The sequence below is a fragment of the Peribacillus sp. CSMR9 genome (assembly GCF_033141925.1).
GTDB classification, from domain to species: Bacteria; Bacillota; Bacilli; order Bacillales; family DSM-1321; genus Peribacillus; species Peribacillus simplex_A.
On the sequence record NZ_JAOPHO010000166.1, the window covers coordinates 1 to 1,908 of the forward strand.

A 1,908-nucleotide genomic window follows, 5' to 3' on the forward strand; every position below is an offset into this window, starting at 1 on the left:
CGACTTAGGGGGAAGTTTTAAATTCTGATAATCCGATATACAACAATAAGAAATATTTGATACAATAGGAGGTAACAAAATGAACCCTTTTAAAAGCCCAATAGAATGGCTCAAAGAATTAATTGCTGAACTCGTTAAAGACTTTGCTAACATGGCATTTGATTGGCTCGAAATCTTCATGTTAAAGCCCACTGATTTTTCTAAATATCCAAAGATTGATGTCCTGTATGACTTTGTTTTTGCCCTAGCTTCCTCTCTCTGCATCGTGTTTGTCGCTTGGGCTATCATCGGTATCATGTTCAACCAAATGGCTGGAGTGCAAAGCAGAGGGCTTTCAGAAGTGGTTTTCAAAGCAGTTCTTGCTTTCATCCTTTCCGCTTCTGCTCCTTGGCTGTTGGAAAAAGTCCTACTGAGATTGAACAACGCGATCGTGCAATATTTTCTGGATGAGGGTTTGGATACCAAGACCTTAGAAAAGTTCGTGACCATGCCTCAAACAGCTGGTATGGCAATATCTCTCGCTACACTTACCATTGTTATTCTCTTCGTGCTTTTGGGCTTACAGTACATTCAAAGGCTTGGAGAATACATCGTCTTACTGGTCACATCACCAATAGCAGCACACAGCATCATTTCAGAAAACATGGATATTTGGTCAATATGGTGGAGGGAATCGGTTAGCGTTATTTTCTCTCAGGCTTTTCAAGTCGCCCTCTTATGGTTGATTCTGAACCTGCTCACAGGTACTGAAAAACTACAAGATTATATGATGGCAATCGGCTTAATGGTCGTCCTGTTGAAAGGTCCTAAGTACATTAGACAGTTCCTTTATTCCTCTGGCTCTGGTAAAACGGCAGTCGGGATGGCTGGTGGGGCTTCCAAAATGGTGATATACAAATTCGCCGCTTCTAAAATGACTGGAAAATAAGGAGGAAACACGATGAAGAAAAAGAAGTTTTTATTTACTGGATTGGGCTTACTGATAGCCCTTTCCGGTATCTTTTTAGCAGCATTCAACCATTCCCAGGAGGAAAAGGATCTGACACCATCTGAAACAATTACCACCGTTCACGAACTTGCCAAGGACGGAAATATTGAAGGAACAAAAGAATATATGGATGATGATATCCTGAAGGTATTTGAAACTGGAACCTATTGGGGTGGTACTTATCCAGAATTCATTTTGGAATATGCCGAAAAAACTAAATTTGTCTCCCCCATCGAGAAATCATTGGTAATCTCTGGAGAAAGTGCCGCGATAGATGTTATGATAACTTATACGGACCAGAGCAAAGAAACAAAAAAATATGTCCTGGTAAAGGAAAATGGCATATGGAAAATTGCAAATTGAGAAAAGCTAAAAAACACGTAATATTATGTGTCTTGCACGAGATAAAATAAAAATTAAAGGAGGACAACTAAATGTCATTCGGAGAATTCATGGTTTTCGCACAAGCCGAAAAAGACAAAAGAGAAAAGGAAAAACAAAGAAAGTTAGAACAGTTAAAGCAACAAAAAAAATTAGCTGTAGTTGATTGAGGTGTTTTTGAGGGTTCAGAATTATTCGGCATACTATTACCTCCTTTGAATGTAACTCCTTAAGTATTTAATAGGCTTATCTGCTAAGTTTATAAGATACACCCCTTTCCTTTTCAATCTCGGGCTTTTTTATGGTCATCAGCTTGTCATTATATGGGTCCTGGCAACGTGCTTCATAATTTATAAGCAGGTTTTCCGTTATCTTTTTAGGTATGTAACCCATACGCTCATTTAGGATACTCTCAACCACGAAACATTTTCTCGTAATCATTTCATACTCGTCGGCCGACATCCTTTCCCCATCCTTATATTCAGGGACTATACTTGATGCCTTTTTCATCGTTGTCATGGTACTGAAATAAGACCGTC

The 1,908-nt window shown here is 39.0% G+C and carries 2 protein-coding genes and 1 pseudogene; 2 read left to right on the top strand and 1 reads right to left on the bottom strand.

The window, feature by feature from the left end; translation table 11 throughout:
• Positions 1–79 precede the first annotated feature (79 nt).
• Entirely contained in the window at positions 80–928 is an 849-nt protein-coding gene (locus tag N9I19_RS24590; RefSeq protein ID WP_317779308.1) for a conjugal transfer protein TrbL family protein, read from the top strand.
• Between the two features lie 12 nt (positions 929–940).
• Positions 941–1,351 carry a nuclear transport factor 2 family protein gene (locus N9I19_RS24595; RefSeq protein ID WP_317779309.1) on the top strand — a complete coding sequence of 137 codons (411 nt, stop codon included), beginning with the start codon at positions 941–943 and terminating at the stop codon, positions 1,349–1,351.
• Between the two features lie 264 nt (positions 1,352–1,615).
• Here the strand turns inward: N9I19_RS24595 and N9I19_RS24600 are convergent.
• Positions 1,616–1,908 (bottom strand): annotated as a pseudogene (locus N9I19_RS24600) (hypothetical protein); the annotation flags it as partial.

What these genes read in the sequence shown, in the direction of transcription:
- N9I19_RS24595 (WP_317779309.1), top strand. Translation starts at nt 941, where the DNA reads ATGAAGAAAAAGAAGTTTTTATTTACTGGATTGGGCTTACTGATAGCC.
- N9I19_RS24590 (WP_317779308.1), top strand. Translation starts at nt 80, where the DNA reads ATGAACCCTTTTAAAAGCCCAATAGAATGGCTCAAAGAATTAATTGCT.